Source organism: Rhodoferax ferrireducens (assembly GCF_003347515.1).
Lineage (GTDB): Bacteria > Pseudomonadota > Gammaproteobacteria > Burkholderiales > Burkholderiaceae_C > Rhodoferax.
In genome coordinates this window covers 1-15,238 of the sequence record NZ_QEII01000324.1, presented here as the reverse complement: position 1 = coordinate 15,238, position 15,238 = coordinate 1, and the positions used below count along the sequence as shown (strand labels likewise).

Below are 15,238 nucleotides of genomic sequence, written 5' to 3'. Positions count from 1 at the left end.
ATCATCCTTCTGATAGACAAGGCTGTTCACGATTACCGGGAAGCGAATAGCGTTAACCCGGTATGAGGCCCCGGGGGTATGGGGCCGGCCCCATGTAGCGAAGCGGTAACTGCTGGCGTCCTGAAATGTCGCCGGAAGATCTTAAATCCTGACAATTGGGTCAAAAAGTAACAGGGGGTAATCCCTAATTCTGAGCTTAAAGAATCTTGACTTGGGTTAAATTTTTGCTTCAAAAAACAGGGAGTAAAACAGTGATTTACGGATATGCCAGGGTCAGCACGTCGGAACAAGAAACCACTTTGCAGATTGACGCCCTCAATCGTGCCGGTGTCCAGCGCATTTGCCAGGAAAAAACCAGTTCCATTGGCAAGCGTCCAGAGCTTCGAAAAATGCTGTCAAAGCTGACCAACAATGACAGCCTGATTGTTTATAAGCTGGACCGGCTGGCCCGAAGCCTCAAGGATTTGTTGCTGATCATTGAGCAATTGGAGCAAATTGGCTGCGGCTTCCGAAGCCTGACAGAGCCGATTGATACTGTTACCCCGGCTGGCCGTTTGATGCTGAACATCTTGGGCAGTGTGGCCGAATTTGAACGCAGCCTGATTCGTCAGCGTTCCATGGCCGGTCAAGCCTCGGCTCGACTTCGCGGCGTGCATTGTGGCCGTCCTCGCGCCTTATGCCCAGACACCGAATCTGACCTGGTCAAAATGTACGCCTCTGGTTATTACACCTTGCACGCGCTGGCCGATATCGCAGATGTTCACCCGTCCGTGGTCAAGCGAGCCGTTTATCGCGTTACGAAGCCAAATCATTCAAGCCTAAAATGATTTCATGAGTATCAAAATGTTAGTTCTTCTTGCCATTATTCAAATTGTCTGGGTCGCGATCATCTGGCGTAAACATGGTTTTTTGGGCTTTCTGCACTTCACCGCTTATTCAATGTTTTGTGGCATTTCTTACCTTTGGACACAAGGATTTTTCATTCAGGCGTAAAAAAACCCGGTCATTCCGGGTTGTCTTGTTGTTTTTTTTTCCACCGCTTCCGCCAAATACCATCGGCGACACTGGCCACACGGCCAAGTTCACCAAGGCCAGTCTTGCCAATCGGCAGTACCAGTCGCCGGCAAATCGCCCCTTAGTTTTCCCTGCTATTTTGAGAAAAATCAAGCGCTTGCGAGCGGCTCGGCACAAACTACTGCGAAGCCCGATCCCGCAGGGTCGGCGTCAAACCATTGGAAATGTGTGAAACACAAGTGGGAGCCTCATGACCAAGGAAGTTTCTCAAAAATCGCCTGCTGAGCCTCAACGGTCAAACATTCATCTTTACTCGGTGAACGATCCGATACCTGTGCCAGAAGCCATCGAATCTGACAGCGATGCCGCTTGGGCCTTGTGGGAAGACTCCTTATTGCCACCCAGCACGGAGTCTGATGCAGACTTCAAAAGTACCATCCCCGCTGAATTCCCACTTTTTCTATTTGACGATTCGCCCAAGCGCAACCTTTAACGCAAAAGTCAACCCCAAAGGTCCAGCGGCGGATCGGTTACCACCGCGCGCAAGATGTCGGACCGCGACACGAATCCGATGACTAGGCCTTGCTCGTCAACCACAGGCAGACCGGGCAGACCGGTATCCAGCAACACGCGCGCCACGCGCCGGATATCGGTATCTGGCGCCACGCTCGGCACTGGTGTCGACATAACGTCCGAGACGCTTTGCGCCAGCAGCGCCCGCCATACCAGCGCACTGCTATCTGGCTTGGGCAGGCGATCGGAGCGCAGCAAATCAGCACGCGACAACAAACCTACCAGCATCGCGGCCCCGTTCACCACCGGCGCCTGACCCACGCCATGCCTGGCGAGAATTTGCCAGGCCTCCAGCACAGTCGAAGTATCCGGCAAGGTGACCACGGATCGGCTCATCAGGGCGTCCACGCGCGTCAGCGGCTGGCGCTCAAGCATCACCTTCTGGCTCTGGGCGTAAGCCGCCAGTGCACTGCGATGAGTCTCATCGCCAGGAATTTGCGGCGCGGGCCCGGCAAAAGCGCCCGCAGACGTCGATTGGCCGTCCCGGCCATCGCGCCCAACGGCCTGGATGGCGATATTTCGGGCGACGGCACTGACGCCGCCAATCTGGCGCAACTTTTCCAACGAACCGCGAAATAACTGCCCGCCCACGCCATATACAGAGAACATCGTTCAGCACCTCCGTCGTCATTGGATCGGACTATAGCCCGCCAAGGCGCGAAACCACCGAAAACTTCAGCGGTGAGGCGGCAAGAATAGAGACTGCAGGTCGTTCAGAAAATCAAATCCACGCACACTGGGCTTGACACGCACAAAGTCGCGTTCGATCAAGCCTTTGCGCTCGGCCTCATCCAGCCCTTTTTGAATGGCGGTAATGGCCAATCCGGTGCGTTCCGAGAACTGCTGCAAGGCAAAGCCGTCTTTCAGACGCAAGGCGTTCAGCATGAACTCAAACGGCAAATCAGCCCGGCCAACTTCCTCGTCCTGCGCCAGGCAGTGGCCGGCCAGCGCTTTGTCCATGTACAACTTGGGTTCACGAAAACGCACCTGGCGCACCACCCGATGGGCAAAACTGAGCTTGCTGTGGGCCCCCGCGCCCAGGCCCAGGTAGTCACCAAACTGCCAGTAATTGAGGTTGTGAAAACAGCGGTGACCTGGGGCGGCATAGGCCGACACTTCGTAGCGCGAGAGTCCGGCCTCCCCCGTCATGTCCGTGATCAGATCCAGCATGTCGTAGGCCGTGTCCTCCTCGGGGATGATCGGTGGGTACTTGGCGAAATAGGTGTTGGGCTCGATGGTAAGGTGGTAAATCGAGATATGCGGCGGCGCCAGCGCCAGGGCGGTGGCCATGTCCTGCTTCAGGTCGGCCAGCGTCTGGCCCGGCAGCGCGTACATGATGTCCAGATTGAAGGTATCAAAAGCCTGGGCGGCTTCCTCCACGGCGGCCAGCGCTTGGGCCCGGTCGTGCACGCGCCCCAGGGTCTTCAAGAAATCATCGTTGAAGCTTTGCACCCCGACCGACAGGCGGGAGACGCCCGCCGACCGGAAGGCCTTGAAGCGGTCTTTCTCGAACGTGCCCGGATTGGCCTCCAGCGTGATCTCGCAATTGGGCTCCAGTCGCAAGCGGGCCCGAATGCCGCCCAGCAGGCGGTCAATGGCTTCGGGCGAAAAAAGACTGGGTGTGCCGCCACCGATAAAAATGCTGTGCACTGTGCGACCCCAGACCAAGGGCAAGGCGGCTTCCAGATCGGCCATCAAGGCATCCAGATAACGCTGCTCGGGCAACTCGGCCACGCGCATTTCGTGCGAGTTGAAGTCGCAGTAAGGGCACTTTTTAATGCACCAGGGCAGGTGTACATAAAGGGAAAGCGGCGGCAAGGCGGCCAACTGCAACGTGCCGGGCCGCATGTAATGCTGGATGTCGTGGGCCACCGATACGCCGGATTCGACAGCGGCGGTCGCGGGAAGAATAGGAATCATGGTCAGTGTGTCAAGCTTGGAGCCAGCGCTCACGCATCAGTTCCAGCATGGCCCGCGCGGCCCGGCCGCGATGGCTGTTGGCATTTTTCACGTCCACCGGCAATTCGGCAAAGGTCTGGCCAAACTCGGGGATGTACATCACCGGGTCGAAGCCGAAGCCATTGCTGCCCATAGCTTCACGGGCGATCTCGCCGACAACGCGACCGACGGCAATCAGGGGCTCGGGGTCCAGGGCCGAGCGCACCGCCACCAGGGTACTCACCAGCGCGGCACGCCGATTGTCCAGCTTGCGCATTTGTTCCAGCAGGGCGCGCACGTTGTTGTCATCGCCTTTGTCATACCCGAACTGGGTGGCGTAATACGCCGTCTGGACACCCGGCAAGCCGCCAAAGGCATCAACACACAAACCGGCATCGTCCGCCAGTGCGGGCAAGCCGCTGTGCTCTGCGGCGTGGCGGGCCTTGACCAGCGCGTTTTCCACAAAAGTGTGGAACGGCTCCACCGCCTCAGGGATGCCCAAATCGCCCTGCGCAATCAACTCAAACCCCAGGGGCGCGAACATGGCGCGCAGCTCGGCCAATTTGCCTTGGTTGTTGGAGGCCAGAACAATTTTCATGAAATAAGGCTGTAGCCCTCGTTTAATATGCGCAGATAGCTATTAATTTAATAGCGAATGTTTTTGCAGGGCAACCAGATCGCTGATGCCTTTTTCGGCCAGCGTCAACAGCGCATCCATCTCCTGGCGTGAAAATGCCGCACCCTCGGCGGTGCCCTGCACTTCGACGAAATGGCCAGACCCCGTCATCACCACGTTCATGTCGGTATCGCAAGCCGAGTCTTCGGTGTATTCCAGGTCCAGCAGGGGTGTACCCTGCACGATGCCGACCGAGATGGCGGCGACATGGTCGCGAATCGGGGATTCCTGGAGCTTGCCCTGGGCCAGCAGTTGGGTGACGGCATCCTGCGCGGCCACAAAAGCACCGGTGATGGCGGCCGTGCGGGTGCCGCCGTCGGCCTGAAGCACATCGCAGTCCAGATGGATCGTGCGTTCGCCCAGCTTGGTGAGGTCAAACACCGCCCGCATGGAGCGGCCGATGAGGCGTTGAATTTCCTGGGTACGTCCGCTTTGCTTGCCGCGCGCCGCTTCGCGATCACTGCGGGTGTGCGTGGCACGCGGCAGCATGCCGTATTCGGCCGTCACCCAGCCTTCACCGCTGCCTTTTTTGTGACCCGGCACCTTTTCCTCGACCGACGCCGTGCACAAGACCTTGGTGTCACCGAATTCGATCAAGACCGAACCTTCGGCATGGATGGTGTAGCCGCGTGTGATGCGCACGGCCCGTAGCTCATTCGCCGCACGGGCGGCGGTCCTTATAAATTCATTCATGGTTTCCTGATCAGTCAGGGACAGACTTGACGCGCGCTGCGTGGCTGGGGACTGTCCCACTAGGTTTCTGGTATGTAGTATGTTTGCCGGGCACCTCTCAGGCGCGGCCCCCGACTCGATAGGAGTTAAACGGTATCAGGTTTTCTTGGCAGCAGAACGCCGGATCGCCTCGTTGATTTCGGCGATGGAGCGCTCAATGGCGGCGTCGTCCAGGTCGTCCATCCCGGAGTCAGGCCAGCCCGCTTGAACGGTAGAGGCAAAAACATCCTCACTGACGGTATCGGTGGAAATACTGCCCCGCGTTGATTCGAAGCCGTTCGGGGTCTCCCACTCCAGCGCAATGCACGTGACGTTGTCACTGCTGTCACCCGCCTTTGCAAGCGCTTGTTCCACCAGATCAGGAACGGCTTCGCTGACCGGTTTGTGGCTCAACTGGTAAGTGATGTCGGCATCGCCCAGACTGCCCCACAGGCCATCCGAGCACAGCATCAGCTTGTCGCCTTGCTGCAGCGCAACCGGTCCGGTCACGTCAAACACCGGCTTGGTCGGCGAACCCAGGCAGGTAAACAGGATATTGCGATTGATGTGCTCGGGCAATTTCAAACCCGCTGCGGCAGCCTGGCGTTGCTCCAGAAAGGAATGATCCCGGGTCCGCGCCAGCAGTTCGCCCTGACGCACCATGTAGAGTCGAGAGTCCCCACAATGAATCCAGGTAACCGATCCAGCCTGGACAACGGCCGCCACAATGGTCGTTCGGGGGGTGTCCAGCATGCCTTTTTCAATCGAATAACGCAGAATTTGACGATGGGCCGCCATCACGGCCGCAGCCAAAAATGCGCCAACATCAGTCAGCTCGGGTTTGGCCTCTTTCTGAAACATCGCTGAGATCGCCTGCAAGGCCAACTGGGCCGCGACCTCCCCCTGCGGGTGCCCGCCCATACCATCCGCCAAAAGGAAAATACCCGATCCGCGGGTGTAGCAATACCCCATGCGATCTTCGTTTTTTTCCCGTCCGCCTTTGCGACTCACCTGAAAAACAGAGAACTTCATTTGAGCTTTCCACCCATGCCGGTGGCTTTCTGGACGTTCTTTTTGGTATCTGACACCATGGTGTCAAACTGGAGACGGACTTTTTCGCTGACGCTCAGCTTGGTATAGCGCCGCTCGCCTTCCCGGCTCAGCTCTTTCTGCAGGGCGAACACCGACTGCGGTCGTGAGAGGGGGTCCAGCGACATGCACCACTCCACCACCTCAATCAGATTGTCCGAGTACACGCCACGCAAGCGCGCCAGGGCGATAGCAATCCGGTCTTTTTCAAGCCGCTGCGGCGCCTCATTGGGCGGATAGCCCTGCATGCAGGCGTAAATACAGGCGCCGATGGCGTAAATGTCGGTCCACGGCCCCATGGAGGCGTCACGCCGGTACATTTCCGGCGCGGCAAAGCCGGGCGTGTACATCGGGCGGATGAAGTTACCTTCTTTGCTCAGGACTTCACGCGCTGCGCCGAAGTCAATCAGAACTGACTTGTTGTCATCCGTGATGAAAATATTGGCCGGCTTGATGTCCAGATGCAGCATCTTGTGCTGATGAACAATTCGCAAACCCCGCAGGATTTCATCGAACAAGGAGCGGATGGTGGATTCCCTGAACACCTTGGCCGTTTTGAGATCACGCGCGGTAATGATGAAATCCTGCAGGGACGCGCCCTCCAGATAATTCATCACCATGTAAACCGTTTCATTCTCCCGAAAGAAGTTCATCACGCTCACCACCGAGGGGTGTGAAATCTGGGCTAGGGAGCGGCCCTCTTCAAAGAAACTCTTCAGGCCGAGTCGGTACAGGGACAGTTTTTCCGGCTGAACCCGGGGCAGCAACTCGCCCGCCGCACGCGTCGCCAGTGATGACGGCAGGTACTCCTTGACCGCAACTTGCTGGCCCTCGGCATCGACCGCCAGATACACCACGCCAAAGCCGCCGGCCGCGACTTTGCGGACAACGCGGTAACCACCTATCTTGGTGTCTGGCGGTAACGGTGCGGGTTTGACCTTTGACATAATTTTCGGGTGAGCTCCTGTCCGGACTGCCTGAACCGGGTTATTCTCAGGCACGTTCCATTGATCAAAGAGTCGCGATGCCAGTTTACAGCATGACTGGCTATGCCAGTGCCCAGCACAGCACAGCCAATTCAACCACCGAGCCCGAGTCCAGAAACGCCCTCCCCAGCCATCTCGGGCTGGAAATCCGGTCTGTCAACAGCCGCTTTCTGGACCTGTCATTTCGTTTGCCCGAAGAACTGCGTCAATACGAGCCCGCGCTTCGGGAACTTGTTGTCGGACGACTCAAGCGCGGCAAGGTTGAAGTACGTGCCGCCATTGAGTCCACGACCCAGAACACCGTGGTGGACCCGACACCCCGCATGCTGCAACGGCTCAACGCCGTGCAGGACAGTGTCAAAGCCTGGCTGCCTGATGCCAGACCTTTGAGCGTCGCTGACGTCATCCGCCTGTCCGTCAATGAACAGACCTCCGCCCGCGACTGGCGCGAAGACATTCTTTCTCTCGCTGAAAAAACCGTGCAAGAACTGCTGTTAGCGCGCCAACGCGAGGGGGCACGACTGGCTACCATGTTGCTGGAACGTATCGGCCAGCTCCGTGCACTGGCAGAGCAAGCCATACCCTTGGTACCGCAGCTGGTAGCGCAGCAGCGGCAGCGCTTCATGGAGCGCTGGCGAGATGCCATGGCCTTGACCGAAGGGACGGTGTTGCCGGAGGCGGCACAGGATCGGGCACTGACCGAAGCCACGGCTTTTGCCATTCGCATTGATGTCGCTGAAGAAATCACCCGCCTGAACTCCCACCTGGATGAGCTTGAACGGCTAATCAACAAAGGCGGCGAAATTGGAAAGCGACTCGATTTTCTGATTCAGGAATTGCACCGGGAAGCCAATACCATGGGTTCGAAATCTGCTGCACTGGAGTTGACCCATATTTCAGTGGACATGAAAGTACTGATCGAGCAAATGCGCGAGCAGGTGCAGAACATAGAATAAGACGACCCTGTCAATCGTCCTCAAAAGCTGCTTCTCTCATGGAATACCCCGGAAATTTGTTTGTTGTTGCGGCCCCCAGCGGCGCCGGAAAATCCAGTCTGGTCAAGGCCCTGCTGGAACTTGACTCGCATGTGCAACCCTCGGTTTCGCACACGACGCGTGCGCCCAGAGGGCAGGAAAAACACGGTCGCGAATATTTTTTCGTGTCTGAGTCTGAATTTGATGCCATGGTGCAAGCTGGGGCTTTTGTGGAATGGGCCAATGTGCACAACCACCGGTATGGAACCTCCAGAAAAGCGATTGAAGAGCGCATGAATCAGGGCGCAGATGTCATTCTTGAAATCGACTTTCAAGGCGCCATTCAGATCAAAAAGATTTTCGCCAACGCCATCAGCATCTTCATCTTGCCACCCAGTTGGGATGAGTTGCGCGCCCGATTGGAACGCCGTGGCGAGGATTCCCCCGAAGTCATCGAATTGCGGCTCAAAAATGCAGCGATTGAGGTCGCTCAGGTTCAACAATTCGACTTCGTTATAATTAACGAGTTGTTTGACCGGGCGCTTTTTGACCTCAAGGCAATCGTTCACTCTCAGCGACTCAAGTTCTCGGCGCAACGTCGCGCAAGAGCTGAAACATTCAAAGCACTGAACATCCCTTAGTGTTTACCCCTGTCTTTCGGAGAATTTCATGGCCCGTATTACCGTCGAAGACTGCCTCGTGCAGATCCCCAATCGCTTCCAGCTGGTATTGGCCGCAACTTATCGTGCGCGCATGCTGAGCCAAGGCCACGCGCCCAAGGTTGACTGCAAGAACAAGCCTGCTGTCACAGCTCTGCGCGAAATTGCTGCGGGCAAAGTGGGTCTGGAAATGCTGAAAAAAGTACCGCTGTAAGGGCTTTTGAAGTCGCGAAAAAGCACCGTTCACGGTGCTTTTTCATTGGAAAATCACAAACTGCCGGCTGCACGCTATATTTGAGGGGTGAGTACACTTCTCAAATCGTCTTTCAGCAAGGCTCCATCCGCGGGCGCAATCGGTCTCGTACCAGCGCCCAGTCCCGCCGCAGCTAATGCGGCGGCGGCCAGTTTCGCCAGTCTGACGGCAAAACTCGATTACCTGTCGCCGACTGATCTTGAGCATGTACGCTTGGCCTACCGGTTTGCCGATCAAGCGCACCTAGGGCAGCTGCGCAACAGCGGCGAACCGTACATCACGCACCCCATCGCGGTCGCGGCCCAATGCGCGGAATGGAAACTGGATGCCCAGGCCCTGATGGCAGCGCTCCTCCACGATGCACTGGAGGATTGCAGCGTCACGAAGATTGAATTGATTGAACGCTTTGGCTCCCCGGTGGCCGAACTCGTGGATGGACTGACCAAACTCGACAAACTGCATTTCAATACCCGGGAAGAAAATCAGGCCGAATCGTTTCGCAAAATGCTTTTGGCCATGGCGCGCGATGTGCGCGTCATCCTGATCAAATTGGCGGATCGAACCCACAACATGCGTACGCTATCAGATGCGCCGCGCGAAAAGTGGGGACGCATCGCCTCTGAAACTCTGGACATCTACGCCCCTATTGCGCATCGTCTGGGCTTGAACCAGACCTATCGGGAGCTGCAGAACCTCGCTTTTTGTCATTTGCGGCCCTGGCGCTTCGCTATTTTGTCCAAAGCCGTCGCCAAAGCACGCAGTCGCCGACGGGACCTGATTCAGAAAGTGCAGCGGGAGGTTGAGACCGCATTCACCAGCAGTGGCATGAAAGTCAGGATTGCTGGACGGGAAAAAACACTGTATTCGATTTACCAGAAGATGCATGAAAAACACCTGAGCTTTGCCCAGGTAACTGACATCTATGGTTTCCGGGTCATTGCTCCCACTGTGATTGATTGCTACACGGCACTTGGCACCCTGCACCAGCTCTACAAGCCGGTACCCGGCAAGTTCAAGGATCACATTGCCATTGGCAAGATCAATGGCTATCAGTCACTTCACACCACGCTGGTCGGCCCCTCCGGCGTCAATGTGGAATTTCAGGTGCGGACCGAAGCCATGCACATCGTTGCCGAGTCGGGCGTGGCCGCACACTGGCTCTATAAGGTCAACAACCCGGCTGAGACGACCAGTGGCGACCGGCTGAGCTCCAAGTGGCTACAGTCACTTCTGGAAATCCAGGATGAAACGCGGGATGCCGCTGAATTCTGGGACCATGTCAAAGTCGATCTATTCCCCGATGCTGTGTATGTTCTGACGCCCAAGAGCCAAATCATGGCGTTGCCAAGAGGAGCGACGGTGGTGGACTTTGCCTACGCAATTCACAGCAACGTCGGAGACAGGACCCTGGCGGCAAAAATTAATGGCGAACAAGTGCCATTGCGTACCGAGCTCAAAAATGGCGATGTCATTGAAATTGTCACGGCGCCGGTATCTACACCCAACCCGGCTTGGCTTGGCTTTGTTCGTACAGCTCGTGCGCGTTCAAAAATTCGCCAGCACCTCAAAACACTAGCGCAGGCAGATTCCGAAGGGATGGGCGAGAAAATGCTGACACAGGCACTGCGCGCCGAGGGCATTGAAAAACTGCCGGATGATACGGGGAATAATCAGCAAATTTGGGAAAAGCTACTTCGGTTCAGTGGCAACAAAAACAGATCCGAGCTGTTGACGGATATTGGCTTGGGCAAACGAATTGCCAGTATTGTCGCCAAGCGTTTGCTCACTCTGCTGACTGACAGTGGCGAAAAGCACGACGCCGTATTGCTCACGCGTGAGCGCTTTACAGCGAACGACATGGTGTCGCAAGGCGGCATCGTTCTGGATGGAAGCGAAAACTCGTCCGTCAAGTTTGCACCGTGCTGTAGGCCCGTGCCGGGTGACGGCATTGTCGGCTACCTCGGACGCGGCGAAGGTTTGATCGTGCACGCCGACGACTGCACGGTTGCCGTGCGACTCAAACACAAAGACAGTGAGCGGTTTATCAACGTGGAGTGGTCTGATGAGCCTGTTCGTACTTTTGAAACCGAGGTATTGGTGACGGTCACCAATGGCAAGGGCGTATTGGCCCGTGTGGCGGCTGCGTTGGCAACCGCCGAGGCGGACATTACGCACATCAACATGGAAGACGAAGCCGCGCAGGATGCTACGGATTTGCGCTTTATCATTGCCGTGCGTGACCGCAACCAGCTAGAAGTTGCGCTGCGCAATCTGAGAAGAACCCCGTCGGTGCTCAAGGCGCAGCGCGCCAAAATCACACAGTAGATCCGTTCGGACCCGGCACAGGGTATTGAACGCTGAGGACTTCGATCTCAACAATACCGGCGGGCGTCACCAGCTGCAGAACGTCCCCGGTCCGGGCTTTCAACAATGTTCTGGCAATGGGCGACACCCAGCTGACCTGCGCCAACGAACTATCAGCCTCATCGACGCCCAAAATGGTGACTGTTCGCTGCACGCCAGCGTCGTCAATATAAGTCACGGTCGCACCAAAGAATATCTGGTCACTGCCGTGATGCACCGAGGGATCCGAGACCTCCATGATTTCAAGACGTTTTGTCAGAAACCGAATTCGCCGATCAATCTCGCGTAAACGTTTCTTGCCATAGATGTAGTCGCCGTTTTCGGATCGGTCGCCATTGCTGGCAGCCCAATGCACGATCTCCACCACCTTGGGGCGCTCGTTATCAATCAAGTCCAGCAGTTCGCCACGAATCCTGGCATAGCCTTGAGGCGTGATGTAGTTCTTTCCGCCAGACAGGGCCAAAGGCAATTGCGGATCATCGTCGTCCGCTTCGTCGGATTCCTTGGTGAAAGCCTTGTTCATTGCGATTTAATCGAATAGATTATTGGCGTGTATTCTAGAAAATACAAAAGAAAAAGGTCTGCAACTTTTCAGTTGCAGACCTTTACTTTTTGGTGCGGCTGGCAGGAATTGAACCCACTACCCCTTGGTTCGTAGTCAATAGAATGAGCATCCGACGACGTCCGATCAAATCCAGAGATTGAATAAATATCTTTATAAATCAATTACTTAGTGAAATTAAGTGTCCAATGCGTACCAAACCCGTACAATGAAAGCCAGCGAGAAACGGTAACCGAACGGCAACCAGCCGGAAGAAACGGTAACCAGACGGCAACGAGAAAGTACAACATGGGCATCATCACAGACAAGGAAATGGGGTCAAAAGCGAACGGCGCTGACCAATGGTTCATCGACCCCGCGCCGCGAGGTGCCGGACGGTTCATGGGCCGGATCACGGCCAGTGGCGAACGTTCGTTCTATTTTCGTTATACCACCAGCACAGGCCAGCGAGACACCCTGCCCGTTGGTGCGTATGACTCCAAAGGCCGCGAAGGCTATTTCACCCTGGCCGCAGCACGGGAGATTGCCGCAGGCTGGTCAAAGCAATACAAAAATGGAGCCCGCGACCTGCGACAGCACTTCGCCACGGTCGAAGCCAACAGACTGGAAGCCATCGAAACGGCTCGCGACCAGGCTGACAAAGAAAAGCGTACAGCCGAAGCGGCTGAGCAACAAGCCGAACTGGACAAACAACGTCGATTGACGGTGCGTCAGGTTTTCGAGCGCTGGGCATCCACCGAGTTGGCACCGCATATCGGCGGTGACGGCAAACGCATCGGGCGCAAGGATGGTGGCCAGTATGTGCGTGAGCAGTTTGAGCGGCGGGTCTTTGGGGACTTCGGCGATGTCGCTGTCATGGATATACGCAAGGCGGACGTGTTGTCAATTCTCGATGCAGTCAAGGCCGAGGGGAAGTTGCGCACCGCCAACATGCTGCTAGCCGACTTGAAGCAGATGTTTCGGTTTGCGGCCGAGCGTGAAATCATTGAACACAGCCCAATCGAGTTGATCAGCAAACGGAAAATCGGCGGCAAAGACATCAAACGTGACCGGGTCCTGACCGACAGTGAATTAAAGGCTTTGGTCAAGCAGCTACCCATGGCCAATTTAAACAGACGCACCGTGCTCGGACTTTGGTTAATACTGGCAACGGGATGCCGCATCGGCGAGTTGATGGGGGCGGTGTGGGTCGATGCCAAGTCAAATCAACAGGCATTGCAAGCTGTGGTAGATGAGCACAACTTGGTGCAGAAGTCTGGCGCAGTGCAATTAGGCTTTGTCGATTCTGTGGCACGAACCTGGTATATGCCCACCACCAAAAATCAGCGTGATCATCAGATCCATCTCAGTAAATTTGCATTGACGCAATTTTCCGAACTTGCCGCACTGCGCGAAACCGACCGCGTAACCGGTAAGCCGCTGCCATGGGTGTTCCCTGACAGTCGAGGCGCCGGACCAGTTTGCATTAAATCGTTCGGCAAACAACTGGCGGACAGGCAACGCAGCGCCGATGAGCGCATGATGAATCGCACCAAGGCAGTCGATGCACTGGCACTTGCGGGTGGCCGCTGGACCGCACATGACTTGCGCCGCACGACCTCAACCATGATGAGTCAGTTGGGAATATCAAACGACGTGATCAATGAATGCGAAAACCACATCAAACAAGGCATGAGCGGTGTTTACATTCAAGATCGACGCCAAGCAGAACAGGCACAGGCATTCGACACCTTAGGTCAAAAGCTGACCGATCTGGTCTTCTCAACAATCTGACGGCATACGGCCCGAAAGCCACGGTCATTCATGATCTAATATTTCGCAATTACTAGACCACGGAAACAAACAATGAATGACGAAAGCCGCCAATCAAGGGAACAGCCAGCGATTGAGAAGTTGGGAGTTCAAAATATATTGGAACTGGCAAATTTCTACATCATGTCAAATCCAGGTCAGACTGAGAAAGATTTCATCGATAAATTTGTCAACCGCATGTCCGTTGAAGGCAGCATGAGCGGTGATGAAATTCTTGAGGATCTCAAGAAAATTCATAGCTCAGGTACACCCGCAGACTTCAAATACGGGCCAATGCTAATTTCATGCGCACATTACGTGCGGGCCATGAAGGCATACGAATTGAATGAACGTGAATTGGCGTGGTCCTACATGGCAGATGCTCGCTACTGGTGTGGCGTGACGTTGGCAGGTCAAGGGATTGAGGCGATTAGAGAAAAAACAATTCAAGCCGCCAGGAAGATTGCGCCCTCAAAGGGCGGTACAGCTAGGGCCGAAATAAAATATAAAGAAATAAAGGATGAGGCGTTCAGACTTGCACGAGATTCCCGCCCGCTGGAAAAAGGTTGGGCTTCCCGGTTAAATGCAGCCCGTGCAATTAAGAAACAGGTGATGGCGTACGCCAGTCAAAAAAAGCAAGCGCTCTCCGAACAGCAAGCTGAAAAAACGATTTACGATTGGCTAAAAGGAATGCCGGACGCAAAATCGCTCTTTCCAGACAGAAAACAAGCCAAACTAAAAAGTGCTGCATAAACACCAGATGGGGGGCCAATAGGATGTCCCGAGTTTTGTGTAAACAGCTGTTAAATTAGACGCACGGCATGCGCCCGGCAACCGGCATAGTGAAGCGACTCACTGCCGCCTCCACGACACGGATCAGCTGGGTCAATTTCTAACTTTCAACGGCTATACGTTGAATAGAGCCGTCAGACTGCTCTTCTCCCCATCACTGCAACGCAAAGCTTCCGCATTTACAGCCATCGCTAAACAGTTGGCATCTATCCTGAAAGCCTTCACGGCACAGATAAAAGGCTCACAAATAGCGTTCTGCCTGAAACGCCGTCCATCAGAGGCTGGAATACGCATTGACACTGGTACGGCAATCTGCAATTTCCAGCCTTTGTCCAATAGCGCCACTCCTGACTCTCATTTGTCTAGAGCATCCATTCCCCCATGTCACTTGCGCCAGTCAAGCAAGGATTTTCGGCAGGTTTGCGTAGCCCCCTCCAACCGATAAACCGATGGCACGAGAACGTCAATAGGGATTACCGGTCTGCAAGCAGACATCTAACGTGTGCAAGCAGCAATACCAAAAATCAATTGAAATCCGATAACAATAGATTTACCCAATCAGGGTAGTCAATTAAAAGGAGTTCCAAAGATGACAAATCAAATTCAAACCTATCGCCACATACTGCGCATGAAAGCGGTCCCACCGAAAATCGGTGTTGGACGGTCGACCGTATATGGGTGGCTTGACCCGAACTCAGCCAGCTATGACCCCACCTTCCCAAAACGCATACTGTCCTGATCTAATAACTTCGTACACACAGATAGGTGGAAATCACCTGAGAAAATAAACGTGACGAAATCAAAACGAAGAGTCTTTGACGCGAGCTTCAAGCTGCAAGTCGTTGAAATGATCCGG

Annotated in this window: 16 protein-coding genes; 9 read left to right on the top strand and 7 right to left on the bottom strand. The window is 55.3% G+C overall.

Annotated elements, in window-relative coordinates; all coding sequences use genetic code 11:
- Positions 1-206 precede the first annotated feature (206 nt).
- Positions 207-827, top strand: a complete 621-nt coding sequence (locus C5P05_RS30625; RefSeq protein ID WP_332871376.1) for a recombinase family protein — start codon at positions 207-209, stop codon at positions 825-827.
- A 437-nt stretch (positions 828-1,264) separates the two neighbouring features.
- Complete coding sequence (locus tag C5P05_RS30620; protein WP_114973661.1) at positions 1,265-1,507, top strand: hypothetical protein; 243 nt, start codon at positions 1,265-1,267, stop codon at positions 1,505-1,507.
- 8 nt (positions 1,508-1,515) lie between these two features.
- Here C5P05_RS30620 and C5P05_RS30615 read toward each other — a convergent pair whose 3' ends face one another.
- The 6 genes from C5P05_RS30615 to C5P05_RS30590 all read right to left on the bottom strand — a co-directional run bounded on the left by C5P05_RS30615 (position 1,516) and on the right by C5P05_RS30590 (position 6,948).
- On the bottom strand, positions 1,516-2,196 hold the full coding sequence (locus tag C5P05_RS30615) for an HPP family protein (RefSeq protein WP_114973660.1): 681 nt from the start codon (positions 2,194-2,196) through the stop codon (positions 1,516-1,518).
- 66 nt (positions 2,197-2,262) lie between these two features.
- Positions 2,263-3,507 carry a radical SAM family heme chaperone HemW gene (gene hemW / locus C5P05_RS30610; RefSeq protein ID WP_114974161.1) on the bottom strand — a complete coding sequence of 415 codons (1,245 nt, stop codon included), beginning with the start codon at positions 3,505-3,507 and terminating at the stop codon, positions 2,263-2,265.
- A gap of 10 nt (positions 3,508-3,517) precedes the next feature.
- Positions 3,518-4,123 carry an RdgB/HAM1 family non-canonical purine NTP pyrophosphatase gene (gene rdgB, locus C5P05_RS30605; protein ID WP_114973659.1) on the bottom strand — a complete coding sequence of 202 codons (606 nt, stop codon included), beginning with the start codon at positions 4,121-4,123 and terminating at the stop codon, positions 3,518-3,520.
- Between the two features lie 42 nt (positions 4,124-4,165).
- Entirely contained in the window at positions 4,166-4,894 is a 729-nt protein-coding gene (rph, locus tag C5P05_RS30600) for a ribonuclease PH (RefSeq protein WP_114973658.1), read from the bottom strand.
- 135 nt (positions 4,895-5,029) lie between these two features.
- Positions 5,030-5,944 (bottom strand): PP2C family protein-serine/threonine phosphatase, encoded by a 915-nt coding sequence (locus C5P05_RS30595; protein WP_114973657.1) that lies wholly within the window; start codon positions 5,942-5,944, stop codon positions 5,030-5,032.
- The gene (locus C5P05_RS30590) at positions 5,941-6,948 is read right to left on the bottom strand and encodes a serine/threonine protein kinase (RefSeq protein WP_114973656.1); all 1,008 of its coding nucleotides are present in this window, start codon (positions 6,946-6,948) and stop codon (positions 5,941-5,943) included. The genes C5P05_RS30595 and C5P05_RS30590 overlap by 4 nt, the downstream gene beginning before the upstream one ends.
- Positions 6,949-7,025: 77 nt before the next feature.
- On the opposite strand from C5P05_RS30590, the gene C5P05_RS30585 reads away from it, so the two are divergent.
- From C5P05_RS30585 to C5P05_RS30570, 4 genes are all read left to right on the top strand, one after another.
- Positions 7,026-7,943, top strand: a complete 918-nt coding sequence (locus tag C5P05_RS30585) for a YicC/YloC family endoribonuclease (protein ID WP_114973655.1) — start codon at positions 7,026-7,028, stop codon at positions 7,941-7,943.
- Positions 7,944-7,981: 38 nt separating this feature from the next.
- Positions 7,982-8,602, top strand: a complete 621-nt coding sequence (gene gmk / locus C5P05_RS30580; protein ID WP_114973654.1) for a guanylate kinase — start codon at positions 7,982-7,984, stop codon at positions 8,600-8,602.
- A gap of 28 nt (positions 8,603-8,630) precedes the next feature.
- Positions 8,631-8,834 carry a DNA-directed RNA polymerase subunit omega gene (gene rpoZ, locus C5P05_RS30575; RefSeq protein WP_114973653.1) on the top strand — a complete coding sequence of 68 codons (204 nt, stop codon included), beginning with the start codon at positions 8,631-8,633 and terminating at the stop codon, positions 8,832-8,834.
- Positions 8,835-8,972: 138 nt separating this feature from the next.
- Complete coding sequence (locus C5P05_RS30570; protein ID WP_114974160.1) at positions 8,973-11,198, top strand: RelA/SpoT family protein; 2,226 nt, start codon at positions 8,973-8,975, stop codon at positions 11,196-11,198.
- On the opposite strand, the gene greB is transcribed toward C5P05_RS30570, so the two are convergent.
- Positions 11,188-11,760: a transcription elongation factor GreB gene (greB, locus tag C5P05_RS30565; RefSeq protein ID WP_114973652.1), complete on the bottom strand. Its 573-nt coding sequence runs from the start codon at positions 11,758-11,760 to the stop codon at positions 11,188-11,190. The two genes, C5P05_RS30570 and greB, sit on opposite strands and share 11 nt — an antisense overlap.
- Positions 11,761-12,087: 327 nt before the next feature.
- Between greB and C5P05_RS30560 the strand changes: the two genes are divergently transcribed.
- From C5P05_RS30560 to C5P05_RS35365, 3 genes are all read left to right on the top strand, one after another.
- The gene (locus C5P05_RS30560; RefSeq protein WP_114973651.1) at positions 12,088-13,572 is read left to right on the top strand and encodes a tyrosine-type recombinase/integrase; all 1,485 of its coding nucleotides are present in this window, start codon (positions 12,088-12,090) and stop codon (positions 13,570-13,572) included.
- 72 nt (positions 13,573-13,644) lie between these two features.
- On the top strand, positions 13,645-14,343 hold the full coding sequence (locus C5P05_RS30555; protein WP_114973650.1) for a hypothetical protein: 699 nt from the start codon (positions 13,645-13,647) through the stop codon (positions 14,341-14,343).
- Positions 14,344-14,971: 628 nt separating this feature from the next.
- Positions 14,972-15,121, top strand: a complete 150-nt coding sequence (locus tag C5P05_RS35365) for an AlpA family phage regulatory protein (protein WP_114973649.1) — start codon at positions 14,972-14,974, stop codon at positions 15,119-15,121.
- Positions 15,122-15,238: the final 117 nt, after the last annotated feature.